This is a genomic window from Mycobacterium sp. NGS18, assembly GCF_059813185.1.
The window spans coordinates 232,343-257,523 of the sequence record NZ_JCALEC010000003.1 but is presented as its reverse complement, the minus strand read 5'-3'; the positions used below and the strand labels follow the sequence as shown (position 1 = coordinate 257,523).

25 protein-coding genes are annotated in these 25,181 nt (G+C 67.5%); 14 read left to right on the top strand and 11 right to left on the bottom strand.

Translation table 11 applies throughout. From position 1 onward, the window contains the following. Positions 1–32: 32 nt before the first annotated feature. Genes fadE29 through ltp2 form a run of 4 tightly spaced genes read left to right on the top strand, consistent with a single transcriptional unit; the run spans position 33 to position 3,754 of the window. The gene (fadE29, locus tag AC5Y31_RS07665) at positions 33–1,196 is read left to right on the top strand and encodes an acyl-CoA dehydrogenase FadE29 (RefSeq protein WP_499979729.1); all 1,164 of its coding nucleotides are present in this window, start codon (positions 33–35) and stop codon (positions 1,194–1,196) included. Positions 1,197–1,224: 28 nt separating this feature from the next. Continuing rightward, positions 1,225–2,187, top strand: a complete 963-nt coding sequence (locus AC5Y31_RS07660) for a bifunctional MaoC family dehydratase N-terminal/OB-fold nucleic acid binding domain-containing protein (protein ID WP_499979410.1) — start codon at positions 1,225–1,227, stop codon at positions 2,185–2,187. After that, on the top strand, positions 2,184–2,597 hold the full coding sequence (locus AC5Y31_RS07655; protein ID WP_065024223.1) for a MaoC family dehydratase: 414 nt from the start codon (positions 2,184–2,186) through the stop codon (positions 2,595–2,597). Before AC5Y31_RS07660 ends, AC5Y31_RS07655 begins: the two co-directional genes overlap by 4 nt. Beyond that, on the top strand, positions 2,597–3,754 hold the full coding sequence (gene ltp2 / locus AC5Y31_RS07650) for a 17-hydroxy-3-oxo-4-pregnene-20-carboxyl-CoA lyase (protein ID WP_065024224.1): 1,158 nt from the start codon (positions 2,597–2,599) through the stop codon (positions 3,752–3,754). The genes AC5Y31_RS07655 and ltp2 overlap by 1 nt, the downstream gene beginning before the upstream one ends. An 11-nt stretch (positions 3,755–3,765) precedes the next feature. On the opposite strand, the gene AC5Y31_RS07645 is transcribed toward ltp2, so the two are convergent. The 3 genes from AC5Y31_RS07645 to kstD form a co-directional block, all read right to left on the bottom strand. After that, entirely contained in the window at positions 3,766–5,205 is a 1,440-nt protein-coding gene (locus AC5Y31_RS07645; RefSeq protein ID WP_065024225.1) for a PPE family protein, read from the bottom strand. Between the two features lie 150 nt (positions 5,206–5,355). Then, positions 5,356–6,216, bottom strand: coding sequence for an enoyl-CoA hydratase ChsH3 (gene chsH3, locus AC5Y31_RS07640; RefSeq protein ID WP_065024226.1), 861 nt, complete (start codon positions 6,214–6,216; stop codon positions 5,356–5,358). 3 nt (positions 6,217–6,219) lie between these two features. Next, on the bottom strand, positions 6,220–7,914 hold the full coding sequence (gene kstD, locus AC5Y31_RS07635; protein ID WP_064856254.1) for a 3-oxosteroid 1-dehydrogenase: 1,695 nt from the start codon (positions 7,912–7,914) through the stop codon (positions 6,220–6,222). 262 nt (positions 7,915–8,176) lie between these two features. Here kstD and AC5Y31_RS07630 point away from each other — a divergent pair, with 262 nt between their 5' ends. From AC5Y31_RS07630 to AC5Y31_RS07605, 6 genes are all read left to right on the top strand, one after another. Then, complete coding sequence (locus AC5Y31_RS07630; protein WP_065024227.1) at positions 8,177–9,433, top strand: cytochrome P450; 1,257 nt, start codon at positions 8,177–8,179, stop codon at positions 9,431–9,433. Between the two features lie 159 nt (positions 9,434–9,592). Continuing rightward, on the top strand, positions 9,593–10,378 hold the full coding sequence (locus AC5Y31_RS07625; RefSeq protein ID WP_499979405.1) for a 2-keto-4-pentenoate hydratase: 786 nt from the start codon (positions 9,593–9,595) through the stop codon (positions 10,376–10,378). Between the two features lie 10 nt (positions 10,379–10,388). Further along, positions 10,389–11,318: an acetaldehyde dehydrogenase (acetylating) gene (locus tag AC5Y31_RS07620; protein WP_499979401.1), complete on the top strand. Its 930-nt coding sequence runs from the start codon at positions 10,389–10,391 to the stop codon at positions 11,316–11,318. Positions 11,319–11,323: 5 nt separating this feature from the next. After that, positions 11,324–12,355, top strand: a complete 1,032-nt coding sequence (gene dmpG, locus AC5Y31_RS07615) for a 4-hydroxy-2-oxovalerate aldolase (RefSeq protein WP_065024230.1) — start codon at positions 11,324–11,326, stop codon at positions 12,353–12,355. A 30-nt stretch (positions 12,356–12,385) separates the two neighbouring features. Continuing rightward, the gene (locus tag AC5Y31_RS07610) at positions 12,386–14,482 is read left to right on the top strand and encodes a RecQ family ATP-dependent DNA helicase (protein ID WP_499979394.1); all 2,097 of its coding nucleotides are present in this window, start codon (positions 12,386–12,388) and stop codon (positions 14,480–14,482) included. A 21-nt stretch (positions 14,483–14,503) separates the two neighbouring features. After that, entirely contained in the window at positions 14,504–14,773 is a 270-nt protein-coding gene (locus tag AC5Y31_RS07605) for a hypothetical protein (protein ID WP_499979391.1), read from the top strand. On the opposite strand, the gene AC5Y31_RS07600 is transcribed toward AC5Y31_RS07605, so the two are convergent. The 4 genes from AC5Y31_RS07600 to AC5Y31_RS07585 are packed head-to-tail and all read right to left on the bottom strand — an operon-like array spanning position 14,748 to position 17,783. Continuing rightward, on the bottom strand, positions 14,748–15,464 hold the full coding sequence (locus AC5Y31_RS07600) for an EthD domain-containing protein (RefSeq protein WP_499979389.1): 717 nt from the start codon (positions 15,462–15,464) through the stop codon (positions 14,748–14,750). The genes AC5Y31_RS07605 and AC5Y31_RS07600 overlap by 26 nt on opposite strands. A gap of 8 nt (positions 15,465–15,472) precedes the next feature. Then, positions 15,473–16,402: a TIGR03619 family F420-dependent LLM class oxidoreductase gene (locus tag AC5Y31_RS07595; protein ID WP_499979386.1), complete on the bottom strand. Its 930-nt coding sequence runs from the start codon at positions 16,400–16,402 to the stop codon at positions 15,473–15,475. Beyond that, positions 16,399–16,866 carry a nuclear transport factor 2 family protein gene (locus AC5Y31_RS07590; RefSeq protein WP_499979384.1) on the bottom strand — a complete coding sequence of 156 codons (468 nt, stop codon included), beginning with the start codon at positions 16,864–16,866 and terminating at the stop codon, positions 16,399–16,401. Before AC5Y31_RS07590 ends, AC5Y31_RS07595 begins: the two co-directional genes overlap by 4 nt. Next, positions 16,863–17,783, bottom strand: a complete 921-nt coding sequence (locus AC5Y31_RS07585; RefSeq protein ID WP_499979382.1) for an IclR family transcriptional regulator — start codon at positions 17,781–17,783, stop codon at positions 16,863–16,865. The genes AC5Y31_RS07590 and AC5Y31_RS07585 overlap by 4 nt, the downstream gene beginning before the upstream one ends. Before the next feature lie 97 nt (positions 17,784–17,880). On the opposite strand from AC5Y31_RS07585, the gene AC5Y31_RS07580 reads away from it, so the two are divergent. From AC5Y31_RS07580 to AC5Y31_RS07570, 3 genes are read left to right on the top strand one after another with little or no spacing between them, the layout of a single operon-like run. Further along, positions 17,881–19,008 (top strand): hypothetical protein, encoded by a 1,128-nt coding sequence (locus AC5Y31_RS07580; RefSeq protein WP_499979381.1) that lies wholly within the window; start codon positions 17,881–17,883, stop codon positions 19,006–19,008. A 2-nt stretch (positions 19,009–19,010) separates the two neighbouring features. Further along, on the top strand, positions 19,011–19,793 hold the full coding sequence (locus AC5Y31_RS07575; protein WP_499979726.1) for an SDR family oxidoreductase: 783 nt from the start codon (positions 19,011–19,013) through the stop codon (positions 19,791–19,793). Then, entirely contained in the window at positions 19,793–20,947 is a 1,155-nt protein-coding gene (locus tag AC5Y31_RS07570) for a sulfotransferase family protein (RefSeq protein WP_499979377.1), read from the top strand. Before AC5Y31_RS07575 ends, AC5Y31_RS07570 begins: the two co-directional genes overlap by 1 nt. A gap of 86 nt (positions 20,948–21,033) precedes the next feature. Here the strand turns inward: AC5Y31_RS07570 and AC5Y31_RS07565 are convergent, their stop codons facing one another. Next, positions 21,034–21,516, bottom strand: a complete 483-nt coding sequence (locus tag AC5Y31_RS07565; RefSeq protein ID WP_065024240.1) for a hypothetical protein — start codon at positions 21,514–21,516, stop codon at positions 21,034–21,036. Positions 21,517–21,523: 7 nt separating this feature from the next. Beyond that, on the bottom strand, positions 21,524–22,681 hold the full coding sequence (locus tag AC5Y31_RS07560; RefSeq protein WP_301633268.1) for a 3-ketosteroid-9-alpha-monooxygenase, oxygenase component: 1,158 nt from the start codon (positions 22,679–22,681) through the stop codon (positions 21,524–21,526). Between the two features lie 112 nt (positions 22,682–22,793). On the opposite strand from AC5Y31_RS07560, the gene AC5Y31_RS07555 reads away from it, so the two are divergent. After that, complete coding sequence (locus AC5Y31_RS07555) at positions 22,794–23,327, top strand: gamma carbonic anhydrase family protein (RefSeq protein WP_065024242.1); 534 nt, start codon at positions 22,794–22,796, stop codon at positions 23,325–23,327. A 13-nt stretch (positions 23,328–23,340) separates the two neighbouring features. Here AC5Y31_RS07555 and AC5Y31_RS07550 read toward each other — a convergent pair whose 3' ends face one another. Both AC5Y31_RS07550 and AC5Y31_RS07545 read right to left on the bottom strand, forming a co-directional pair. Then, positions 23,341–23,751 (bottom strand): nuclear transport factor 2 family protein, encoded by a 411-nt coding sequence (locus tag AC5Y31_RS07550; RefSeq protein WP_065024243.1) that lies wholly within the window; start codon positions 23,749–23,751, stop codon positions 23,341–23,343. A 181-nt stretch (positions 23,752–23,932) separates the two neighbouring features. Then, positions 23,933–25,108: a thiolase family protein gene (locus AC5Y31_RS07545; RefSeq protein ID WP_499979367.1), complete on the bottom strand. Its 1,176-nt coding sequence runs from the start codon at positions 25,106–25,108 to the stop codon at positions 23,933–23,935. Positions 25,109–25,181: the final 73 nt, after the last annotated feature.

The window sequence follows — 25,181 nt, the reverse complement described above, 5'->3', positions numbered from 1 at the left end:
GGGAGGGGCAGCAGCCGGCAGCAGCGGGCTCCATGTTCGTCGATCTGACCCCCGAGCAGCGCAAGCTGCAAGCCGAATTGCGGGAATACTTCGCCAACCTGATCACGCCCGATGAGGAAAAGGCGATGGCCACCGACCGGCACAACGAGGCCTACCGTGCCGTGATCCGCCGGATGGGCCGCGACGGCAAACTCGGAGTCGGCTGGCCCAAGGAGTTCGGCGGCCTGGGCTTCGGACCGATCGAGCAGCAGATCTTCGTCAACGAGGCGCAGCGTGCAGACATTCCGCTGCCCGCCGTGACGCTGCAGACGGTGGGACCGACCCTGCAGGTGTACGGCAACGAGGCGCAGAAGAAGAAATTCCTGCCCGACATCCTGGCCGGCGAAGTGCATTTCGCGATCGGCTACACCGAGCCCGAAGCGGGCACCGATCTGGCCAGCCTGCGCACCACCGCCGTTCGCGACGGTGACCACTACATCGTGAACGGCCAGAAGGTGTTCACCACCGGCGCGCATGACGCCGACTACATCTGGCTGGCGGTGCGCACCGACCCGACCGCGGTGAAGCACAAGGGGATCTCGATCCTCATCGTCGACACCAAGGACCCGGGTTACTCCTGGACTCCGATGATCCTGTCCGACGGCGCACATCACACCAACGCGACCTATTACAACGACGTGCGGGTGCCCGCCGACATGCTGGTGGGCGAGGAGAACGGCGGTTGGAAGCTGATCACCACCCAGCTCAACAACGAGCGGGTGATGCTCGGCCCGGCCGGCCGGTTCGGCGCCATCTACGACAAGGTGTACGCGTGGGCCACCAAGCCCGGCAGCGACGGGATCATCCCGATCAGCCACGAGGCGGTCAAACGCGGCCTCGGCGAGATCCATGCCATGTTCCGCATCAACGAGCTGCTCAACTGGCAGGTCGCCGCGGCCGGCGAGATCATCGACGTGGCCGACGCCGCGGCCACCAAAGTCTTTGGCACCGAGCGGATCCAGTACGCCGGGCGGCTGGCCGAGGAGATCGTGGGCTGCTACGGCAACCCGGCCGACCCGGCCACCGCCGGGCTGCTGCGTTGGCTCGACGTGCAGACCAAGCGCAACCTGGTCATCACCTTCGGCGGTGGGGTCAACGAGGTGATGCGCGAGATGATCGCCGCCTCCGGTCTGAAGGTTCCGCGGGTGCCACGATGAGCGCTTGCGCGAAGAGTCGAGGACACAGATGAGCGATTTGCAAGCAGGTATCGAGCAGATCCTGGCGTCGGGCCGCAGCAAGCCGCGGTCGGGCCGGGATCCGGTGAACCAGCCGATGATCCGGCACTGGGTCGATGCGATCGGTGACGCCAATCCGATCTACACCGACGACGCCGCCGCGCGCGCCGCCGGTCACCCGGGGCTCGTCGCTCCGCCGGCGATGATCCAGGTGTGGACGATGATGGGCCTGGGTGGGGAGCGCCCCGCTGACGACCCGCTCGGCAAGGTCATGGAATTGTTCGACGGCGCAGGCTACGTCGGGGTGGTGGCCACCAACTGTGAGCAGACCTACCACCGCTACCTGCGGCCCGGCGAAGAGGTCAGTGTCACCGCCGAGGTGACCGACATCGTCGGCCCGAAGTCGACCGGCCTCGGTGAGGGGTACTTCGTCACCCAGAAGATCCGTTGGTGGGTCGGAGAAGAGAATGTCGCCGATATGAACTGGCGCATCCTCAAGTTCTTGCCGAAAGATCGCGCCGAATCCGTCGAGGTGCCCGAGGATCTCGACCCGGACAAGATGATGCGCCCGTCTTGGTCGAGGGACTCCAAGTACTTCTGGGACGGGGTGGCCGCCCACGAGCTGCGCATTCAGCGCCGCCCTGACGGCAGCCTGCAGCATCCGCCGGTGCCCGCGGTCTGGAAGGACAAGACGGAGACCACTGACTACGTCGTTTCCAGCGGCAAGGGAACGGTGTTCAGCCACGTGGTGCACCATGCCCCCAAAGTCCCCGGCCGCAGCTTGCCGTTCGTGATCGCGCTGGTCGAGCTGGAGGAGGGCGTGCGGATGCTCGGTGAACTGCGCGGCGTTGATGCCGATGCGGTGAAGATCGGGATGCCGGTCCGCGCAACGTTTCTCGACTTTCCTGCCAGCGACGCCCGCCCGGCGTGGACCCTGTACGCCTGGGAGCCTGTGGAAGGAGACGGGGCATGAGCGCTCCGACCGTGGAAGTGGGCACCAAGCTGCCCGAGCTGAAGATCTACGGCGACCCGACGTTCATCGTCTCCACGGCGATCGCCACCCGCGACTACCAGGACGTGCACCACGACCGGGACAAGGCGCAGGCCAAGGGATCCAAGGACATCTTCGTCAACATTCTCACCGATACCGGCCTGGTGCAGCGCTACCTCACCGACTGGGCCGGATCCAATGCGGTGATCCGTTCGATCGGGCTGCGCCTGGGCGTGCCGTGGTACGCCTACGACACCGTCACCTTCAGCGGTGAGGTGACCGGGTTGGAAAACACCGCGGACGGACCTCTGGTAACCGTGAAAGTCGTTGGTAACAACAGTCTTGGCGACCACGTGATCGCCACCGCCACATTGACGATCGGGGACGTGTAATGCTGTCGGGTAAGGCTGCCATCGCCGGCATCGGGGCGACCGACTTCTCCAAGGAATCCGGGCGCAGCGAACTGCGTCTGGCCGCCGAGGCGGTGCTCGACGCACTCGACGATGCGGGCTTGGCGCCGTCCGACGTCGACGGTCTGGTCACCTTCACCATGGACTCCAACCTGGAGACCGCCGTCGCACGTGCCACCGGGATCGGCGAGCTGAAGTTCTTCTCCCAGATCGGCTACGGCGGTGGCGCCGCCGCGGCGACCGTGCAGCAGGCGGCGATGGCGGTGGCGACCGGGATCGCCGAAGTCGTTGTGGCCTACCGGGCCTTCAATGAGCGCTCGGAGTTCCGGTTCGGTCAGGTGATGACCGGGCTGACGGTCAACGCCGATTCCCGCGGCGTGGAGTACAGCTGGTCATACCCGCACGGCCTGAGCACCCCGGCCGCGTCGGTGGCGATGATCGCCCAGCGTTACATGCATGAATACGGTGCCACCAGTGCGGATTTCGGTGTGGTGTCGGTGGCAGATCGCAAGCACGCGGCGACCAACCCCAAGGCGTTCTTCTACGGCAAGCCGATCACCATCGAGGATCACCAGAACTCGCGGTGGATCGCCGAACCGCTGCGGCTGCTGGACTGCTGCCAGGAGAGCGACGGCGGGGTGGCGATCGTCGTCACCACGCCCGAGCGGGCCCGCGACCTCAAGCATCGGCCGGCGGTGATCGAGGCGGCCGCGCAGGCAGCCGGGGCCGACCAGTTCACCATGTACTCCTACTACCGCGACGAGCTCGGGCTGCCCGAGATGGGCCTGGTGGGCAAGCAGCTGTGGGCGCAATCGGGCCTGACGCCGGCCGACATTCAGACCGCGGTGCTCTACGACCACTTCACCCCTTACACGCTGATCCAGTTGGAGGAGTTGGGGTTCTGCGGTAAGGGCGAGGCCAAGGACTTCATCGCCGGTGGCGCGATCGAGCTGGGCGGCCGGCTGCCGATCAACACCCACGGCGGGCAGCTCGGCGAGGCCTACATCCACGGGATGAACGGCATCGCCGAAGGGGTGCGCCAGCTACGCGGCACCTCGGTCAACCAGGTCGACGGTGTCGAGCACGTGTTGGTCACCGCCGGTACCGGGGTGCCGACGTCGGGTCTGATCCTGGGCTAGCTTCGCGCACCCTACCGCCGAGCGTGACGTTCGTCGCCGGCCTCGCTCCAGCTTTCGGGTAGCAGCGGAACCGTCGGGCCGCTGCCGAAGCTCTCAGCAGCCAACGTCGTCAGCCCCGCCGCAGCCCTATCCGGCTTAGCCTGTGCCCCGGCGAAACCCAGGGCACCGGCCCCGGTGGCCGAGGCGCTGGTGGCCACCAGGTCAGCGAACTCGTTCGCCTCATCGCGAGCACGCCGGCGCCGGCGAGTCCGGACCCGGTCCCGACCTTGCGCGGCCGCGGCAGCCGCCGCACTGGCGTCATCCGGATTCGGCGCCTTCTTGACGGCCTGGGCGCGGCCCTTGGCACGGATCCGGTCGGCCGTACCGGTAGGCCCGATCACATAGGGCGGGAAGAATCCCGGGCTTGCGCCGGCCGGGGGAACCGAAGGCGGTGGCGCGGCGGGAGCCGCGCTGGTCGTCGGCACCGACGCGGACGACGGCACTGTCGCCGTGGTCGAGGCGGGAACCGACGGGGTGCTCGACGAGGCACCTGCAGCCGGCAACGCCGGAGGTGTCTCCGAGATCGGATCCACAGCGACGGGTGCGACCGGGGTCGGCTGAATTCCGGCCAGCCCGGCCAGGCCGGCCGCCCATCCCAGGTTGGCGAGCACCAGGCCCAGCGCCGGCTGCAGCAGCGCGGGAGCGAACTGGCTCAGGCTCGAGGCGATTTGGCTGGCATGGAAGGTCAGATCGGCCATTATCAACGGGAGATCGTTCAGCAGCGCCGCCGGATTGGTCAGCAAGTCCGTGATGATGGTGTTGCCGTACTCGCCCAGTTCGCCGAAGAAATCTTGCCACCATTCCGGGTCGGACGGGTCCAATTCGCCGTCGTGGATGCCGTCGTGGTCGTGGTCGTGGTCGTGGTCATGATCGCCGTGGTCGGACTCGTCATGGAGCACGATCGGTGGTGCCGCGGTGGGCTGTGGAGCCGAGGCCAGCGCCGCCCCGGAGACCGCTTCGTAGCTGGCCATCGTGGTCGCGGCCTGGATCCACATCCGCAGGTAGTCGGCTTCATTGAGTGCGATCGGAATCGTGTTGATGCCAAAGAAATTGGTCGCGACCAGGACACCGTGCGTGGCGTGATTGGCGGCCAGTTCCGGCATCGTGGGCATGACCGCCAGCGCGCTGACATAGGCGCTGGCCACCGTTTCGTGCTGCGCCGCCAGGGCGGCGCTGTCGGCGCTGGCCTTCGACAGCCACCCCAGGTAAGGGGCATGCGCGGCGACATACTGTTCAGCACTCGGCCCCTGCCACGCCGCCGCCTGAGTGGACCCCAGCAAGGCGCGCAACTCATCTGCGGTCGCGGTGTACTCCAGGCTCAGTGATGCCCATGCGCCGGCCGCCGACAACAGCGGTCCGGGTCCGGGGCCGCTGGTCAGTGCTGCCGAGTGCACCTCCGGTGGCGACGCCATCCATACCGCAGCCGTCACAGGGTCGTCCTCGCTTGTCGGTTCGCGACGCAACCTCTTCGTGTTGCGTTACGTGGTCCCGACAGACGTTAGCGGAGATGACAATCGTTTTCAATAAGGCCGGGCGACGAAGGACGCCGCCGACCGGCGTCGCTAGGCCGTAACCAGCTCGACGTCGCTCAGCACCGCGGCGTTGTCACGCGAGGGCGCCACCACGTTGCCCAGCAACCGGCCGTCCTCTTTCCACAGGTGAGCCCGCAGGGTCTCGCCGGGGAAGACCACGCCGGCGAACCGCGCGCCGAACGAACGCACCGCGCCCGCATCGCCGTCCAGTGCCGTGTCCACGGCCGCCTTGCAGGTCATGCCGTAGGTGCACAGCCCGTGCAGGATCGGCCGCGGGAATCCAGCAGCCGCCGCGAATCCAGGGTCCGAGTGCAGCGGATTGCGGTCTCCGCAGAGCCGGTAGAGCAGCGCCTGTTGCGGCGCCACCGGGATGTCGACTTCGAAATCCGGTGCGCGGTCGGGACGTTCGGTTGCCGAGGCCGGGCCGCGCTCACCGCCGAAGCCGCCCTCGCCGCGCGCGAAGATGGACCGCTGCTGCGTCCACAGCGGCGTGCCGTCGGTACTGGTGACGGTGGTCTCGAGCACGACGACGGCGGCCTTGCCCTTGTCCCAGACGTCGACGATCCGGCTGACGGCCTGCGCGCTGCCGGACGGCGGTAGCGGCGCGGGCACGATCACCTTCTCGGAGGCATGCAGGATCTTGGCCAGATCGATTTCGACGCCGGGCCAGCTGACCTTGGGCGGGTCGACATCGTTGAACGACGCCGCGACGCAGCCGAACGTCGGCAACACCTGCGGGGTGCCGTCGACGACGTAGCTCAGCTCACGCGGATCCATCGGATCCGAGCCGGCGCCCAGCGCCAGGTTGTAGAGCTGCACATTGGTTGCGGTCCAGGAGAACTCGACCCGGCCGAACTCCGCACCCCGTGCGACATCGAGATCGATCGGCATGTCCTAGGCCCTTTCGGCTGGTGAGTCGGCGATGTCCAGAGCGGCCAGGTAACCGAACGTCATCGCGGGTCCGATGGTGCCGCCGGGCCCGGGGTAGGTGTGGCCCATGACCGGGGCGCTCACATTGCCCGCGGCGTAGAGGCCCTCGATGACGCTGTCGTCGTCGCGCAGCGCCCGACCGCGCACGTCGGTGCGGATCCCGCCCTTGGTGCCCAGGTCCCCGGGCACCATCTTGGCCGCGTAGAACGGCCCCTGCGCGATCGGGCCCAGGTTCGGGTTCGGCTTATTGGTCGGGTCGCCGTAGTAGCGGTCGTAGGCGCTCTCACCGCGGTGGAAGTCCTCGTCGACGCCGGTGCGGGCGAACTCGTTGAACCGCTCCACGGTCGCATTGAGCCCCGCTGCCGGCACGCCCATCTTGGTCGCCAGTTCTTCCAGGGTGTCCGCCGAGACGATCACGCCGGACTCCAGCCACTTCTTCGGAATCCGTTGGCCCGGCTGCAGACCCGCAAAGATGAAGTTGTTGCGGTAGCGCTGGTCGAACACGAGCCAGGCCGGGATGTTCTCGCCGGGGCCGGGGCCCTGCCCGTATTCGCCGCCGTACATGTGGTGGACGGCCTCCACGTAGGGCATCGACTCGTTCATGAACCGCTTGCCGGCCATGTTCACGATGATCGACCCGGGCGAGTTGCGCTCCGAGAGCGCGAACCACGGTGCTCCGGGCAGCGGCACCGTCGGGCCCCACCAGGAGTCCTCCATGACGTCCAGTGCGGCACCGAGTTTTTCGCCGGCCAGGATGCCCTCGCCGGTGTTGGCCTTCGCGCCGACCGTCCACTCGGTGGTGATCGGAGCGCGCTGGTACTTCACCCGCATCTGCTCGTTGTGCTCGAATCCGCCGCTGGCCAGAATGACCCCGCGCCGCGCCCGGATCAGCCGGGGCTCGACGGCCTCCGAGGCATTGCTGTCGCGGACGTAGACGCCGCGGACCACGCCGTCGGAGACGTAGAGGTCGGTCAGTGCGGTGTTCAGCTCGACCGGCACGCCGGCATTGCGCAGGGCGATCCGCAACGGAGCGATCAGCGCGCGGCCCATCCCGACCAGGTTCTTGCCGGTGGCCTGGGCCCACATGGTGCGGGCGCCGACCTTCAGGCTGCGCAGCACGCCGCGCGGATGGCGCTTGAGCTGGTTGAGCCGGACGTAGTCCTGCTGCATGACGACGACGTTCAGCGGCACCTTGCCGTAGGCCGGTTCCAGGCCGGCCGCATCCGCGCCGAGCTTTTTGGCGTTGAACGGCTTCGGCTCGATCGAGCGGCCGGTGGGCTTGCCGCCCGGCTGCTCGGGGTAGTAGTCGGCGTAACCGGGAACCCAGCACATCTTCAGCGGCGAGTTCTTCAGCACGAACGACAACATCTCCGGCCCGCGCTGCAGGTAGGTGTCGATCTTCTCGGCCGGAACGACGTCACCGACGATCGTGCGCAGATAGGTGCGGGCGGCCTCGGGGGTGTCCTTGACGCCCGCGCGTGCGAGCACCTCGTTGTTGGGGATCCACACGCCGCCGCCGGAGCGGGCGGTCGAACCGCCGTAGTGGGCGGCTTTCTCGATGACGATGGTGGACAGTCCCCGGTGGGCGGCGGTGAGGGCGGCGACCATCCCGGCGCCACCGCTTCCGACCACGACGACGTCGTACTCCTGCTCAGCCATGTAGAACACGTTATAGAATTGCCCCACCCGGGCGCCAGTTGGCTGGCGGTATGGTTACCCCGCTCGCCCGGACGACCACTTCCTACCCTGCGGGTAGGGCGCCGGGACCGACCAGGTCAGGCGGAGTTGCGGACCTGGTAGAACGCGTTTCAATTTTGCGGCCCGCGCGGACGCGTTCTCGCCTTTCTTCTGCAGCGAAGGCATGTTTTACTGGCACGAGCATGCATCGTGCTGCACATGCCCTGAGTTAGGAGTCTTCGCCGTGGCCAGCCCCACTGTCCCTTCCGCCTTCAATGTTCCCGCGGGTTTCGACCCGACCGATCCGGAGATCTACGCCGAGCGGATTCCGGACGAGGAGCTGGCGGCGCTGCGCACGAGCGAGCCGATCAAGTGGATCGAGCAGCCGGAAGGTGTCGGCGGCTTCAACGACGGCGGCTACTGGGCGATCACCCGCCACGAGGACGTCAAAGAGGTCTCCCGCCTCGACGACGTGTTCTCCAGTGAGATCAACACCGCCATCCCGCGGTTCAACGACGACATCACCCGCGACGCGATCGAGGCGCAGCGGATCATCATGCTCAACCAGGACGCGCCGCGGCACACCCGCCAGCGCCGGATCATCTCGCGCGGCTTCACCCCGCGTCACATCCTGCCGCTGCACGAGGAGCTGGAGCAGCGCGCGCAGGGCATCGCCAAAGAGGCGCTGGCCAAGGGATCCGGTGACTTCGTGGTGGAGGTGGCCTCCGAGCTGCCGCTGCAGGCGATCGCCGGTCTGATGGGGGTGCCGCAGGAGGACCGCGGCAAGTTGTTCGAGTGGACCAACCAGATGACCTCGTACGACGACCCGGAATACGCTCACTACGACCCGGCGGCGTCGGCGCTGGAGATCATCACCTACGGCCTGCAGCTGGCCGAGATGAAGCGCCAGAACCCGGGCAAGGACATCGTCACCACGCTGATCGAGGCCGACATCGACGGCGAGAAGCTCAACGACGACGAGCTGGGCTACTTCATCATCCTGCTGGCGGTGGCGGGCAGCGAGACCACCCGTAACTCCATCACCCAGGGCATGATGGCCTTCACCGAGAACCCCGACCAGTGGGAGCTGTTCAAAAAGGAGCGCCCGGAGACCACCGCCGACGAGGTCGTGCGCTGGGCCACCCCGGTGACGTCGTTCCAGCGCACCGCCACTCGGGACCACGAGCTCAATGGCACCTTGATCAAGGAGGGCCAGCGGGTGGTGATGTTCTACCGCGCTGCCAACTTCGACCCCGAGGTGTTCGACAACCCGCAGCAGTTCAACATCCTGCGTGACCCCAACCCGCACGTCGGCTTCGGCGGCACCGGTGCGCACTACTGCATCGGCACCCACCTGGCCCGGATGACGATCGGTCTGATCTTCAACGCCATCGCCGACCACATCCCCGACCTCAAGCCGCTGGAAAGCCCCCAGCGGCTACGCTCGGGCTGGCTCAACGGGATCAAGCACTGGCAGGTCGACTACACCGGCAAGTCCTAGTTCACGCTTCGGTGGGGGGCCGGCGGCGACCATGCCGCCGGCCCTCCGTCGCCACCGGACCGCCCGAGACCGCCCGAGCTGAAAGTTAGAACACGTTATAGAATTCGGTCAGCGGCTCGGTTTTACCCGCATCCCAACACCCGAGGGGACTCTTCAAAGATGCTCAGCGCCCAGATCCGCGACGAACTCGCCGCCGAATTGGCGCAAGCGGAGCGCAGCCGCGTACCGATCTCCCCTCTGACGGCGGCGCATCCCGACATCGACGTCGTCGACGCCTACGAGATCCAGCTGATCAACATTCGCCAGCGGATCGCCGAGGGCGCCCGGGTGGTCGGCCACAAGGTCGGCCTGTCCAGCGAGGCGATGCAGCAGATGATGGGCGTCGACGAGCCGGACTACGGGCACATGCTCAACGAGATGCAGGTGTTCGAGGACAAACCGATCAAAGCGGCGAACTACCTGTACCCGCGGGTCGAGGTCGAGGTGGCGTTCATCCTCGCCGAGGACCTGCCGGGCGCGGACTGCACCGAGGAGCACGTGCTCGCCGCCACCGAGGCGTTCGCCCCGGCGATTGAGTTGATCGACAGCCGGATCACCGACTGGAAGATCAAGCTCTGCGACACCATCGCCGACAACGCCTCCTCGGCCGGGTTCGTCCTCGGCAAACAGCGGGTCAAGCCGGGCGACATCGATATCAAGCGGATCGACGCCTCGTTGACCAAGAACGGCGAGGTGGTCGCCGAGGGCCGCAGTGACGCGGTGCTGGGTAATCCGGTCACCGCGGTGGCGTGGTTGGCCCGCAAGGTGGAGAGTTTCGGGGTGCGGCTGCAGGCCGGCGACATCGTGTTGCCCGGCACCGCCACCCGGGCCATCGACGTGCACGCCGGCGACGACTGTGTCGCCGATTTCTCCGGACTGGGTTCGGTCCGGCTGGTTTTCGAATAGAGGAGCGCTCATGGCCGACAAAGCGTCAGTCGCGATCGTCGGGTCGGGCAACATCAGCACCGACTTGTTGTACAAATTGTTGCGCTCGGAGTGGTTGGAGCCGCGCTGGATGATCGGCATCGATCCTGAGTCTGAGGGCCTGGCCCGAGCCCGCAAGCTCGGACTGGAGACCTCGGCCGAGGGGGCGGATTGGCTGCTGGCCCAGGATGAGTTGCCGGACTTCGTTTTTGAGGCTACCAGCGCTTATGTGCACAAGGCGTACGCGCCTAAGTATGAGGCGGCTGGGATCCGGGCGATCGATTTGACTCCGGCTGCGGTGGGTCCGGCAGTGATCCCGCCGGCGAATCTGCACGCCCATGTGGACGCTCCGAACGTCAACATGATCACCTGTGGTGGGCAGGCCACCATCCCGATCGTGTACGCGGTGACGCGTGCGGTGGCCGAGCAGGGCGGCACCGTGCCCTACGCGGAGATCGTGGCCAGCGTCGCGAGCGTGTCGGCGGGGCCGGGCACCCGGGCCAATATCGATGAGTTCACTAAGACCACCTCGCGTGGGGTGGAGACGATCGGTGGGGCGCAAAAGGGCAAGGCGATCATCATCCTGAATCCGGCGGATCCGCCGATGATCATGCGCGACACCATCTTCTGCCAGATCCCCGAGGACATCGACCGGGATGCGATCACCAAGTCGATCCTCAGCGTTGTCGAGCAGGTGCAGACCTATGTGCCGGGTTACCGGTTGCTCAACGAGCCGCAGTTCGACGAGCCGTCGCTGAACTCGGGTGGGCGTGCGGTGGTCACGACGTTCGTCGAGGTCGAGGGCGCCGGCGATTACCTGCCCCCGTATGCGGGCAACCTGGACATCATGACCGCGGCCGCCACCAAGGTGGGCGAGGAGATCGCCCGCGAGATGGCCACCGCCAAGGCTCAAGGGGTGTAGCTGCTATGTCTGATCACATTTTCGACGTTCGGATCACCGACACCAGCCTGCGTGATGGCAGCCATCACAAGCGCCACCAGTTCACGCCTGAGGAGGTCGCCGCGATCGTGGCGGCGATCGATGCTGCCGGCGTGCCTGTGATCGAGGTGACCCATGGCGACGGGCTGGGCGGATCCAGTTTCAACTACGGATTTTCCAAGACTCCCGATCAGGAGTTGATCGCCCTGGCGGCGCAGACCGCCAAGGACGCCAAGATCGCGTTTTTGATGCTGCCCGGGGTGGCCACCAAGGAAGACATGAAGACCGCGCAGGGCAATGGCGGTGTGATCTGCCGGATCGCTACGCACTGCACCGAGGCCGACGTGTCGATCCAGCACTTCGGGCTGGCTCGCGAACTCGGCTTGGAGACCGTCGGGTTTTTGATGATGGCTCACACCGTGTCCCCGGAGAAGCTGGCCGCCCAGGCCCGCATCATGGCCGATGCGGGCTGCCAGTGTGTGTATGTGGTGGATTCGGCCGGTGCGCTGGTGCTCGAAGGGGTGCGTGATCGGGTCCAGGCGCTGGTCGCCGAGCTCGGTGATGACGCGCAGGTGGGTTTTCATGGCCATGAGAACCTCGGGCTGGGGGTGGCCAACTCTTTGGAGGCGGTGCGCGCTGGTGCCAAGCAGATCGACGGCTCGGTGCGCCGGTTCGGCGCGGGGGCGGGCAATGCCCCGGTGGAGGCGTTGATCGGGGTGTTCGACAAGGTCGGGATCAAGACCGGTATCGACTTCTTCGACATCGCTGATGCCGCCGAGGAGGTGGTGCGCCCGGCGATGCCGGCTGAGTGCGTGCTGGACCGCAACGCGCTGATCATGGGCTACTCGGGGGTGTACTCCAGCTTCCTCAAGCACGCGGTGCGCCAGGGTGAGCGCTACGGCGTGCCCGCCCATGAGCTGCTGCACCGGGCCGGCCAGCGCAAGCTGATCGGCGGCCAGGAAGACCAACTCATCGACATCGCCCTGGAAATCCAGCGGGAGCGGGCTGCCGCCGAGTAGCTGTCGGAGCCCTCGGGCACGATGAGGCTTGTGTCTTCCTCGACCACCCCGACGCGCGACGACGCCCAGGCGATCCTGGAGCAGCTGGCCGGCCCCGATGCGCGCCTGCGCGACGACCAATGGGCAGCGATCGACGCGCTGGTGGTCAGGCGTCGCCGCGCCCTGGTGGTGCAGCGCACCGGCTGGGGCAAATCGGCGGTGTACTTCATCGCCGCGAAGCTGCTGCGCCGGTGTGGCGAGGGGCCGACGGTCATCGTGTCGCCGCTGTTGGCGTTGATGCGCAACCAGGTCGCCGCCGCGGAACGGGCCGGGGTGCATGCGGCCACCATCAACTCCTCCAACGTGACCGAGTGGGCCGAGGTGCAGGCCAGGGTGGTCGCCGGTGATCTCGACGTGCTGCTGGTGAGCCCGGAGCGGCTCAACAACCCGGATTTTCGCGATGAGGTGCTGCCGGCGCTGGCGGCCCGGGCCGGGCTGGTGGTGGTCGACGAGGCGCACTGCGTCTCGGATTGGGGCCACGATTTCCGGCCGGACTACCGGCGCATCCGCACGCTGATCGCCGAGCTGGGCGCCGGCATCCCGGTGCTGGCGACCACGGCGACCGCCAATGATCGGGTGGTCGACGATGTCGCCGGCCAACTCGGGGTGGGTGGTGGCGACACGCTGGTGCTGCGCGGCGGCCTGGATCGCGAGTCGCTGCGGCTGTCGGTGGTGCACGCCGGTGGTCCGGCGCAGCGGGCCGCCTGGATCGGTGCGCACCTGGAAGCACTGCCGGGGTCCGGGATCGTGTACACGCTCACCGTGGCCCAGGCCCACGATGTCGCCGCCGATCTGCGTGCGCAGGGGTTCGCGGTCGCGGCCTACACCGGTTCCACCGAAGCGGCCGACCGGGAACAACTGGAGGCGGATCTGCTGGCCAACCGGGTCAAAGCGCTGATCGCCACCTCGGCGCTGGGGATGGGCTTCGACAAGCCGGACCTCGGGTTCGTCATCCACCTGGGTGCGCCATCCTCGCCGATCGCCTACTACCAGCAGGTGGGACGGGCGGGGCGCTCCACGGCCAGCGCGGAAGTCATCCTGCTGCCCGGCCCGGAAGATCAGGACATCTGGCGTTACTTCGCGTCCCTGGCGTTCCCGCCGGAAGCGTTGGTGCGCAAGGTGATCGGCGAGCTCTCGGCCGAACGGCCGCTGTCGACACCCGCGCTGGAACCGCTGGTCGACTTGAATCGGTCGCGACTGGAGATGGTGCTCAAGGTCCTCGACGTCGACGGCGCGGTGCGCCGGGTCAAGGGCGGCTGGCTGGGTACCGGGGAGCCGTGGACCTACGACGAGCAGCGTTACCGCAACCTCGCCGAGCTGCGCCGGGCCGAACAGCAGGCGATGCTCGATTATCAGAGCACCGCCGAATGCCGGATGGCGTTCCTGCGCGTCCAGCTCAACGACCCGCAACTGCGCGCCGGGGAACGCTGCGGGCGGTGCGACAACTGCGCCGGGCCGCGGTTTGACGCCGACGTGGATGCGGCCGCCGCCGCGGCCACCCGGGAGCGGCTGATGCGTCCCGGAGTGGAGCTGACCCCGCGCCGCCAGTGGCCGTCCGGGCTGGCGAAACTCGGGATCGACCTGTCCGGCCGGATCACCGACGGGCCGGAGCCGGGCCGGGTGATCGGCCGGCTCACCGACCTGGGCTGGGGTGCCCGGCTGCGGCGGCTGCTCGACGGGCCGGATCAGGAGGTCCCCGAGGAGGTGGTTCGCGCGGCGGTCGCGGTGCTGGCGGGCTGGGACTGGCAGAGCAGGCCGGCCGCGGTGCTGGGGCTGGATTCGGCCACCCATCCGAAGCTGATCGAGTCGCTGGTGGACCGGCTGGCCGAGCTGGGCCGACTGACCCGCTTGGACACGTTGCGTTATGCACCGGGGCGGCGGGCGAGCACCGCAGCGAACTCGGCCTACCGGGTCGCGGCCCTGCACGGCTGTTGGCAGCCGCCCGCCGAACTGCCGGCGGGTATCGGCCCGGTGCTGCTGGTCGACGACGTCGCCGACACCGGGTGGACGCTGACGATGGCGGCGCGGGTGCTGCGCGCCGCCGGTGCCCCGCAGGTGCTGCCGTTCGCGCTGGCCAGCGGGAACTGACAACGCGGGTACCGTCGAGTGATGAACGCAATCATTCGAGCCACCGCCGCGGCCCTGGTGGGTGCGGCGCTGGCCCTGGCCCCGGCAGCGAACGCCGCACCGCAACAGTGCGAGCAGACGTTCGGCAACTCGATCGACGCGTATTTGAACCGGCACCCGGACGTTCGGGCCGAGCTGGACGCGAAGGGACGGCAGGAAGACCCCGGCGCGCCGAATCCAACGCTGTCGTACCTGGAACGGCACCCGCACGTGCGCGAGGCGTTGATCAGGTTGTCGCAGCAGTGCGTGTGAACGGTGACCGCAACAGATAGCGGCTGGTGGGCACCGTGTCGATGTTCTGGTGCGCGCCGAACGCGCTGACGCTGGCGATCATCCGCCCCACCCGGTCGGTGAGATCGGCCTCGTCGGCCGCGCCGTAGAACGCGTACGGATCCGACACCGCTTCGTCGGGGAACAGTTCCTCCACGATGCCGTCGATCGCCGGCGCATGCTCGGTGAGCGCGCGGACCACGACGTTCTGGGTGTAGCCGAAGGTCGCCTGGGTGTCGATCGCCACCTGGGTGTGGTCGATGTGCCAGCGGTGCAGCCAGGTGGCGTGGTCCAACTCGGCGGGCCGGCGCAGCAGGGCCACGTTGGCCAATCCCGGAGTGCGCGTGCCGTCACCGGGGTCCGGTGGTGCCATGGGTGTCGATTCGGTCACCAGATACGCTGGCGCCGAGTCGGATTCGGCCTCGATCAGCGCGATGGCGGCCCGGGCCTGGGTGCCGTAATACTGCTCGGTCCACAGGCTGATGACCGCGGCGGCCGGCGGATCCAGTGTCGTCAGGGTCATCATGGCGTCGCGCACCGGCTCGTCACGCACGTTGACCGCCAGCCCCGGAAGCCCCAGATCCAGCAGTTCCGCGGCGACCGGCCCGCGCAGTTTGCGGCACCATTCCTCGCTGAAATCGGCTGTCCGGGCAACGATTATGACCTTTTCCATCAATGCTCCTAGGTTGCGGCGCGGAACGCCTCGACGAGTTCGCTCAGCACCTCGGTGGCCCGGTTGGCGTCGCGCGGCAGTGAGCAGGTGACCCGCACATCGGTGACGCCGGCGGCCACCAACGCCGGCGCCGAGGCCACGGTGGTCGCGGCATCCAGGGAACCGTCTGCGCGCTTGACGGTCTTCGCGTGTCCCAGCACCTGCAAGCCGGTCGGGTCGCCACCGTGGCCGGCGATGCGGTCCTTCATCTCGGTGATGGCGCCGGCCGGGTCCTGGATCGCCGGTCCCCACGGAATCCAACCGGTGCCGAACCGGGTCAGCCGGCGTGCCACGGCGTCGTTGACGGTGCCGCTGACCCAGATCGGAACACCTTCTGCCCGACTCGGTTTGGGCATCTGATGGATGTTCTCGAAGGACAGCTCCGGTGAGTGGTAGCTGCTGCGCTGCTCGGTCCAGAGTGTCTGGCACACCTCCAGGGTGTGATCCAGCAGTCGGCCGCGGCGCTCGAACGGCAGTCCCGCGGCTTCGTACTCCTCACGCTGCCAGCCGACGCCCACACCGAGGTCGAGTCGTCCGCCCGACAGCACATCCAGGGTAGCCAACTGCTTGGCCAGCACCGCCGGGCGACGCAGCGCCGCCAGCAGGATCGCGGTGCCGAGCCGGATGCGGGTGGTGGTGGCCGCCAGTGCGGTCAGCACGATCAGCGGGTCCAGCCATTGGCCGTCGGGTCCGGTCGGTTGGCGACCGCCGGCCATCCCGCCGAGCCGGGGATCGGCGTAGGCCTCCGGGTTCTCACCGAACACCACATGGTCGGAGACGACGACGCGATCCACCCCGGCGGCATCCATCGCGGCGCCCAGCGCCAGGGTGCTGTGCCAGTCGTGGCCGGGATCGTCGGTGAAAGTCTTGAGCTGCAGCGAGATCTGGGGCGTGCTCATGATCGCACCTGCCGGGCCGGCCGGGTTTCGATAGCGTCGATCGACAGCGTGCGCACCGCGATCCGCCAGCCCTGCCCACCGCGGCGGTAGACATCGCTGTAGCGCAGGTACCAGACATGATCGGTGATCTGCCCGCCGCTGTCGACCCAGTGATGCGCTACCCCGGTGATGGATCCGCTCGCGACATCGCCCGGGGCGCCACCGGTGTAGAACTCGCCGAGGATGCCGTGCTGGGTCCGGGTGACTCCGGCCAACGCGGACATCGCGTCGAGCACCCCGGCGGGTCCGTTGTGGCGCACGCACGGCTCCAGGTGTTCCGGCGGCTTCGGCAGGATCAGTTCTGCGTTGGCGGTGAACAATTCGCCCAGATCGTCGAAGCGGCGGGCGTCGACGTATCCGGCGTAGCGGTGCACGAGTCCGGACAGCTCCAGCTGGTCGGCAACGGACAAGACGGACGCAGTCATGGCGCCGAACCTAACAGCGGTTTCGGCTTGGTGCCGCCGAGTTGCGCGGTAAGCGCGTCGGCGGCGCGCAGCAGGCCGCGGGCCCACCGGGTGATCTCGGTGTCGGTGAGCGCCCGCTGAGCATGCAGCGACACGACCATCGCCTGGCGTTGGTGATCGTCGTAGACCGGCGCCGAGATGACGCTGATGTCGTGGCGGCCCCGGGCGCCGGCTTCGCCACGCAGATACACCCGTTCGCCGATATCGGAGACCAATTCGCCGAGCAGGGCACGCAATTCGTCCGGCAGGTCGCTGGACAGGCCTGCCATCAGGGAGTAGAGGCGTTGCCCGCCCGGGGTCAGCCGCTCGACCAGGTAGCCGTCCGCCCGGCATTCGGCGACCACGCGTTGCAGGCGCTCGCTCTCGGAGCGCAGCGGGATGGTGGGCTGCCGGGCCAGCCAGTCCTGCAGGGCGTGGTCGTCCCAGAGCACGAACATCAGCCCGACCGGCGGGGCAAACGGATAGCTCTGGCCGGCCTGCACGCCCAGGTGCGCGTTGGGCGCCGCCACCAGCTCCAGCACCGTGATCCGGTCGTCGACCACCGCGCTCAGCGCAGCGGAGGTGGCGAAGTCCTCGGAAAGGCGCAGGAGTTGCTCGCGGGCTTCGAGGCCGACTCGCAGCGATTGCTGAGCGGCCCGCCCGAGCGAAATCAGCCCGGGCCCGAGCCGGTAGGTCTTGTCCGGATCGTCGCGCAACAGGTAGCCCGCATCGGTCAGCGAGGTGGCGATTCCCAGGCAGGTCGACTTGGACACGCCGGTCCGGCGAGCCAGCTCGGACAGGCCGAAGCGCTGGTCGGGGTGGCGGGCCAGAAAGTCCAGGATGGTCACCACCCGGTCGGCCGGAGGCGACGACCGCGCGGATTGCAGGGGTTCCGGCATTGCCGCATGGTACCGCGACAGTCTAAAGTCGGTTCAAGATATCTACCGATTCGGTTCAATAATGGACCGACTGAACGATGAGTGAGGTGCTGGCGCGATGTATTCCGAGCCACTTTCGGCCGCGATCGCCGAGGCGGAGAAGCTGGTTGCTGCGGCCCCGCACATCGAGACCGAGGCCGACCTGCTCGAGGGCCTGCAATACCTGGCCGGCGGGGTGGAGGCGTGTGTGCACGCCGCCTTCAACACCGAGCGCGACCACCCGTTCTTGCTGTCGGGCACTGGGCCGTTCACCAAGATGGGCCTGGACAACCCCGACACGCTGTACTTCGGCACCGTCGTGCGCCCCGGCAACGACTATGTGGTCACCGGCCGGCGCGGGACCACGACCGACCTGAGCTTCCAGCTGCTCGGCGGCGAGTACACCGACGACAACGTCCCGGCCAGTGAGGCCGCCTTCGATGATCGCGAACTCGATGTCGCCGCCGACGGCACCTTCACCTGGCGCTTCCAGCCGAAGACGCCGGCGCAACTGGTGATCCGCGAGGTCTACAACGACTGGGCCGCCCAGCGCGGCACGCTCTCGATCGCCCGGACCGACACCGAAGGCACCGCTCCGCCGCCCCTGACCCGTCAGCTCGTCGAGAAGCGTTATGCGGCAGCGGGAAAGCAACTGATCAACCGCATCAAGACCTGGCTGGCCTTCCCGCAGTGGTTCTATCTGAACCTGCCGGTCAACACGATGGTGGCACCGCGGCTCACCCCGGGTGGCCTGGCCACGCAGTACTCGTCGGCCGGGCATTACGAGTTGCAGCCCGGCGAGGCACTGGTGATCACGCTGCCGGTGACCGATGCGCCCTACCTGGGGTTCCAGCTGGGCAGCCTGTGGTACATCTCGCTGGACTACATCAACCACCAGACGTCGCTGAATGGCACTCAGGCACAAGCCGATCCGGATGGGAAGATCCGCATCGTGGTCTCCGACACCGACCCCGGCGTCACCAACTGGGTCGAAACCCTGGGGCATCGCCGCGGCTTCCTGCAGTTCCGCTGGCAGCGGGTGTCTCGACAGCTGACCGAGGCCGACGGCCCGACCGTCGAACTCGTCGACGCCGACAAGGTGGCGTCGGCACTGCCCTATTACAACGACAACAAGATCACGCAAGAGGCTTGGCGTGCGCGTATCGCGCAGCGGCAGCAGCAGATCGCTAACAGAATGCTGGGGTGAAGATGACCGGAATGCTCAACGGCAAAGTCGTGGTGATCAGCGGGGTCGGGCCGGGGCTCGGCAGCACGATGGCCAATCGGTTCGCGGCCGAGGGTGCCGACCTGGTGCTGGTCGCGCGCAGCGCCGATCGCCTGGAAGAGGTGGCCAAGCAGGTCAGGGCCGCCGGGCGTCGCGCCCTGGTGGTCCCGGCCGACATCACCGAGGACGACCAGGTGGCGAACCTGGTGCAGGCAGCCTCGGCTGAGTTCGACCACATCGACGTCTTGATCAACAACGCCTTCCGGGTGCCGTCGATGAAGCCTTTGGCACAGACCACGTTTCAGCACATCCGCGACGCCATCGAGCTCAGTGGGCTCGGCGCGCTGCGCCTTACCCAGGGCTTCACGCCGGCTCTGGCCGCGGCCAACGGCTCGATCGTCAACCTGAACTCGATGGTGATCCGGCACTCGCAGCCCAAGTACGGCGCCTACAAGATGGCCAAGGCCGCGCTGCTGGCTATGTCGCAGTCGTTGGCATCCGAACTGGGTGAGCAGGGTATCCGGGTCAACTCGGTTGCGCCCGGATACATCTGGGGTGACACTTTGCAGGGCTACTTCGCCCACCAGGCCGGCAAGTACGGCACCACCGTCGAGCAGATCTACGCCGCCACCGCGGCGAACTCCGATCTCAAACGCCTGCCCACCGAGGACGAGGTGGCCTCAGCGGTGCTTTTCCTGGCCAGCGATCTGGCCAGCGGCATCAGCGGCCAGGTTATCGACGTCAACTGCGGGGAGTACCACAACTGATGACCGAGCACAGCGGCCGTATCGATGTCGGCACCGTCGAGGATCTGCACGCCTCGGCCACCAAGATGGTCGGCCTTGATGACTTCGGTCCGGACGACGACGACTACCGCGAAGCACTCGGCGTTCTGCTGGACTCCTACCGCAGTGAGGCCGACCTGACGGAGCTGGGCAGCAAGATGAACCGGTTCTTCCTGCGCGGCGCGCTGGTGGCCCGGCTGCTCTCGCAAGCCGGCTGGAACCAGCATCCCGAATACGCCGACGTCGCCGTCGAGCGGCCGATATTTGTCACCGGGTTGCCCCGGACCGGCACCACCGCGCTGCACCGGCTGCTGGGTGCCGACCCTGCGCACCAGGGCCTTCAGATGTGGCTGGCCGAGTTCCCACAGCCTCGCCCGCCCCGCGACACCTGGGACTCCAACCCGGTGTACCAGCAGATGCAGGCCCAGTTCGCCCGGCACCACGAGGAGAACCCGGACTACACCGGGCTGCACTTCATGACCGCCGACGGTCTGGAGGAGTGCTGGCAGTTGCTGCGCCAGTCGCTGCACTCGGTGTCTTACGAGACGCTGGCACACCTGCCGAGCTACTCGCGGTGGCTGTCCGAGCGGGACTGGACGCCGTCGTACCGGCGGCATCGCCGTAACCTGCAGCTGATCGGGCTCAACGACCCGGGCAAGCGCTGGGTGCTCAAGAACCCCAGCCACCTGTTCGCACTCGACGCGATCATGGCGGTCTACCCGGATGCGCTCATCGTGCAGTGCCACCGGCCGCCTGCGACCATCCTGGCGTCCATGTGCTCGTTGGCTCAGCACACCACCGAAGGCCAGTCCAACACCTTCGTCGGCGCGCAGATCGGCGCGGACGAGATGGAGACTTGGGCCCGTGGACTGGAGCTGTTCAATTCCCAACGCGCCAAATACGATCCGGCGCAGTTCTGCGATCTTGACTATCACGAGTTCGTCGCCGATCCGGTGGCCGCCGCGGCGGGCATCTACGAGCGCTTCGGCCTTCCGTTGTCGGAGGAGGCACGACAGGCCATGGCGGATGACTACGCCGCGAGCAAGACCGGGCCGCGCGCGCCCAAACACCATTACGCGCTGGAGGATTACGGCCTGACCACCGAGCAGGTGCAGGAGCGCTTCGCCGGGCTGTAGATTTCTCGTCGAGCAGACGCGAAAGCCCCCAAATCCTGCTCGATTTGGGGGCTTTCGCGTCTGTTCGCGGGGTAGGGACGGTGCGCTTAGTCGATGGCGTCGCCGGGCGGTGGAGCACTGGACCTTTCCTCCAGATGCCCTTCGGCGACCGCGTGCCGAATGCTCTTGGCCAGGTTCGGACAGCCGCGATTACGGCTGCTGTCATGGCCGGCATCGCGTTCGGCCGCGAAATACGCGCACTGGTTCAGCGAAGCCGAATTCCACTGCACCGAGGTATACCCGGGACCGAGCTTTTTCACCTCGACCGTGGCCCGACAGTGCCGGCACTCCACCGGCACCAAGCCCGAGTGCAGGTAGCGCTCCGAATCCCGTTCGGTCGCAGCACGTATCGCCTCGTAGCGTGCCGGGTCGACCGGGAACAGCGGTTGCCGCGCGTAGCGGGTGTCGGGTCCGGAATCGGCGGTCGGCTCATCGCCGTGCTCGTCGTGGTCGTCGTGCGGGCCGTACAGCACCAGCATGGACCGAGCCAGAGCTTCAACCTCGGGGACGTCCGGCACCTCCTGGGCCATGGCGGTGTTACTCGGCCTTCACCGATTCGGCGTCGGCGTCGGCCTGCTCGCGCAGGTTCGCTTCGACCTCGGCGTTCCACTTCTCGTTGGCCACCGTCGCGTCGATCTCGATCTCGAAGCGATCGGTCATCTCCGGGGTGACGTCGGCGACGTCGACGTAGAACTGCGAGTACCAGCGGCGCAGCTGGTAGACCGCACCGTCCTCCTCGACCAGCAGCGGGTTCTCGATCCGGCTCTTGTGGGTCCAGATCTCGACGTCCTGCAGGAAGCCCTTGCTGACACCGTCGGTCATCACGTCGGCGAGCTTCTCGGTGGTCGCCTCGTCCAGGCCCTTGGGCTTCTGCACGATGACGCCCCACATCAACCGGAACTGGTCCTGGCTGATCGGGTAGTGGCAGTTGATCAGGATCGACTCGGACTTGAAGCCGCTGTAGCTGTTGTGCAGCCAGTTGATCATGAACGACGGTCCGAAGTAGGAGGCCTCCGAGTCCAGTTCTGCGCCGCCGTAGCTGGTGCCCAGACCCGGGACGTCGGGTCGCCCGATGTTGTGCAGGTACTGGGAGGCGATGTGGCCCTCGAAGACGTTCTTGAACGAGGTGGGCAGGCCGTAGTGGATGTAGAAGAAGTGCGCGAAGTCGGTGACGTTGTCGATGATGTCGCGGCAGTTGGAGTCGATCACCATCGAATTCCAGCGCCAGTCGGTCCAGTCGTCGCTGCCCCACTCCGGGATCTCCGGGATGCGCACCTCGTCCGGCGGCGGGTTGCCCTCCGGGTCGTGCCACATGAACAGCAGGCCGCCGCGCACATCGGTCGGGAACGAGCGGGTGCGTGCCACCCGCGGGGTCCGCTTGGAGTAGGGGACCAGCTTGCAGCGGCCGTCGCCGCCCCAGCGCCAGTCGTGGAACGGGCAGGCGACCTCGTCGCCCTTGATGGTGCCGCGGCTCAGGTCGCCGCCCATGTGCCGGCAGTAGGCATCGAGTACGTGCAGGTCACCGTGCGAGTCACCGAACACCACCAGCTTGGCGCCGAACGCGTGGATCGCATGCGGCTTGCCGTCCTGGAACTCCTTCACCGGCCCCAGGCAGTGCCAGCCCCGGGCGTAGCGGTCCGGCAGTGTCCCCGTGTCGATCTCGCGGACGCCGACGTCGGCGTTGTCAGTGCTCACCTGTTGCCTCCAACCCGTTGCTTCTAACTAGAACACGTTACAGTTTTTCCACCCGGTTGCGCAATAAAGCCTGCTGGTTCGGGGTCTTTCGGCCCTGGGATATATCTGGACAATGCAGCTCTTCTCCTTCAACGGACGTTCCCCGCGGATCGACCCCACCGCTTTCGTCGCCCCGACCGCCACGCTGATCGGCGACGTCACCATTGAGGCCGGCGCCTCGGTGTGGTTCGGTGCCGTGCTGCGCGGCGACGATGCCCCCATCGTGGTGCGCGAAGGCGCCAACGTGCAGGACGGTTCGGTGCTGCACGTGCCGCCGGGGGTACCGGTGGACATCGGACCCGGCGCGACGGTGGCGCACATGTGCCTGATCCACGGCGCGCACGTGGGTGCCGAGGCGCTGATCGGCAACCACGCCACCGTGCTCGACGGTGCGGTCATCGGCAGCCGCAGCCTGATCGCGGCCGGTGCCACCGTGCTCGCCGGTACCACGATCCCCGACGGGGTTTTGGTCGCCGGTGCGCCCGCCGTCGTCAAAGGTCCAGTTGCCGGAACCGGCGCCGAGATGTGGATCAACGTGAACCCGAAGTACTACCAGGACCTCGCGCAGCGCTACCGCGACGGGCTTGAGCCGGTCACGCAGGAGTGACCGGCTCCAGCGCCTAGATTTTGCGTGCGGACTTGGCGGCGCGGTCCAACTCCCAGTAGGCGCGCAGCGCGACGAGCTCACCCTTTTCGTTGGCCCGGTAGGTGAACACACCCTCGGTGACGATCTGGTGGCCGCCCATGGTGATCGTGATGTTTCCGGTGTTGGCTTCCTCATCGCCGCACTGGAAGGTGTCGGAGAAGTTGAACTCGATCTTGTCGGTGCTGGCGATCGCCTTGTCCCAGAACGCCGAGATCTCGTCCCGGCCCCGGTGGCCCTTGCCCTCAGGGTCGAAGTGCGACGGCCCGATCGGGTCTTGCACGATCGCGTCGTCGGCGAAGTTGGCCAGCCACGCTTCCTTATCGCGGGCGATTACCGCGTCACGGGAGCGCTTACCTGCTACGTGGGCGGGGTGATCTGCGTTCATGCGGGTAGTCCTCTCACTTGGCGGGCTCGATGCGACGGTCCAGCTTCGGCTCTCCTTCGTCGAGCCTCGCTAACCGTCGGGCTTGATGCGACGGTCCAGCTTCGGCTCTCCTTCGTCGAGCCTCGCTAACCGTCGGGCTTGATGCGACGGTCCAGCTTCGGCTCTCCTTCGTCGAGCCTCGCTAACCGTCGGGCTTGTCGGCGCTGACGACCCACATCGAGTAGTACTGCGAACCGCCGCCGTAGGCGTGCCCCAAGGCCTTTCGGGCGTTCGGGACCTGGTGGTCACCGGCCTTGCCCATCACCTGGATCGCCGACTCGGCGAAGCGGATCATTCCCGACGCGCCGATCGGGTTGGAGGACAGCACCCCGCCGGAGGCGTTCACCGGCAGCCTCCCGCCGATCGCGGTCTCGCCGGCCTGGGTGAGCTTCCAGCCCTCGCCGGGTGCCGCAAATCCCAGGTTCTCCAGCCACATCGGCTCGAACCAGGAGAACGGAACGTAGATCTCCGCGGCGTCGATCTCGTCGATCGGGCTGGTGATCCCGGCTTCCTTCCACAACGCGGCCGCAGCGTCGCGGCCCGCCTGCGGATTGACCTGATCGCGGCCGGAGTAGGCCAGCGGTTCGGTGCGCAGCGCGGTGGCGTGAATCCAGGCCACCGGCTGGCCCGCGTCGACTCGGGCTTGTGCGGCGGACTCGTCGCCGATCACGATCGCGCAGGCACCGTCCGACGACGGGCAGGTCTCGTCGAAACGGATGGGGTCCCACAGCATCTGGGACGCCATCACCTTCTCCACGGTGATGTCGGGCTGGTGCAGGTGAGCGAGCGGATTACGGGCGCCGTTGAGCCGGTCCTTGACCGCGACTATGGCACCGATGTCGGTCGGCGCGCCGGAACGGCGGATGTAGGCGCGCACATGCGGGGCGAAGTAACCGCCGGCGCCTGCGCCGACCGGCTTGGTGAACGGCACCGGGATGCTCAGCGCCCACATGGCGTTGGACTCCGACTGCTTCTCCCAAGCCATCGCCAGCACTCGCCGGTACTTGCCGGACTTGACCAGGCTGGCCGCCACGATCGCGGTCGACCCGCCCACCGAACCGGCGGTGTGCACCCGGATCAGCGGCTTGCCGGTGGCGCCCACGGCGTCGGCCATGAACAGCTCGGGCATCATGACGCCTTCGAAGAAGTCCGGCGCCTTGCCGACCACTACCGCGTCGATGTCGTCGAACGTCGAGCCCGAGTCGGCCAGGGCGCGGTCGATGGCTTCGCGTACCAGGCCGTTCATCGACACGTCCTGGCGCTTGGCGACGTACTTGGTCTGCCCGGTGCCCAGCACCGCAGCGAGTGCGCTACCCATTGGCCCCACTCCTCCTCATCGCTCCGCAAGCTCCGTCCCCCTCGCCGCTGCGCGGCTGGGGGCACCCCCACTG